At 43.6% G+C, this 1,053-nt stretch carries 1 protein-coding gene; it reads right to left on the bottom strand.

What is annotated here, in order from left to right:
* Positions 1-131: 131 nt before the first annotated feature.
* Entirely contained in the window at positions 132-1,037 is a 906-nt protein-coding gene (locus tag R8O70_RS26190) for a hydrogen peroxide-inducible genes activator (protein WP_005460156.1), read from the bottom strand.
* Positions 1,038-1,053: the final 16 nt, after the last annotated feature.

Raw genomic sequence — 1,053 nt, forward strand, 5'->3', positions numbered from 1 at the left:
AAAGCTTCACGAAAATAAAGCTGTGAAATTTTACAAGTCAAAGTTCACCGACAGAATAAAATACTAGAAAGCGCACTGTTTCCAGTGCGCTTTTAGAGAAATAGTGAGGAAGTAAAGGCTAATACTAATAGCTAAAGCAGTTCGGAAACCACATCTGCAAGTTGGTTAAAAGTGTTTGTTCTTGATGAACTAGGGCGCCAAACCAAACCAATTTCGCGATACGCTTGCTGGCCAGGAGGGTCGATCACCACCAAATTTTGGTTGTGTAACAAGCCGTGTTCGATTGCCATTTGAGGAATAAAAGTGGTACCTAAGCCGTTCGCGACCATCTGCACCAAGGTATGTAAGCTGGTTGCCGTAAACGGGTTAATTTTCTCTTTATCGGTCAGCTTACAAGCGGAAACTGCATGTTCAGTTAAACAATGCTCTTTCTCTAATAGGAACACCGACTCATCCGGCAGATCGTCATAACGGATCGGTACAGGAATCGAATCGACTTGGTTTGCACTGATCACCATACGGAACGGATCTTTGCCGACGACGCGACTCTCCATGCCATCGATTTCAACAGGCAACGCTAAGATCAGTACATCTAACTCACCATGACGCAGCGCTTGCAACAAATTGGTGGTGGTGTCTTCTCTTAATAGAAGGTTTAGTTGAGGGAATCGATAATTCACCTCTTGGACGAGGTCACACAATAAGAACGGTGCAATCGTTGGAATACACCCAACCTTCAACTGGCCTTTCATATCATCGCCCTGACATAATCGGCCAAGTTCTACTAAATCTTGTCCTTTGGCCAATAGCTCTCGACCTTGCTTTACGACCATTTCTCCCGTCTGGGTAAAAACCAACGGGCTTTTCTTGTCTTTCTTTTCGTAAAGCGGACAACCGATCAACTCTTCAAGATTCTGAATCCCTTTACTTAACGTTGATTGACTGACAAAGCAGCGTTCTGCTGCCTCGCTAAAATGTCGAGTTTCATGCAGTGTCACTAAATAATGTAACTGCTTCAGACTGGGCCATTTATTCATAATTGTATTTGTATCT

The sequence above is a fragment of the Vibrio sp. 779(2023) genome, from assembly GCF_033344285.1.
GTDB lineage: Bacteria > Pseudomonadota > Gammaproteobacteria > Enterobacterales > Vibrionaceae > Vibrio > Vibrio alginolyticus.

Coding starts and splice junctions, on each gene's coding strand:
- R8O70_RS26190 (WP_005460156.1), bottom strand. CDS start 1,037: ATGAATAAATGGCCCAGTCTGAAGCAGTTACATTATTTAGTGACACTG.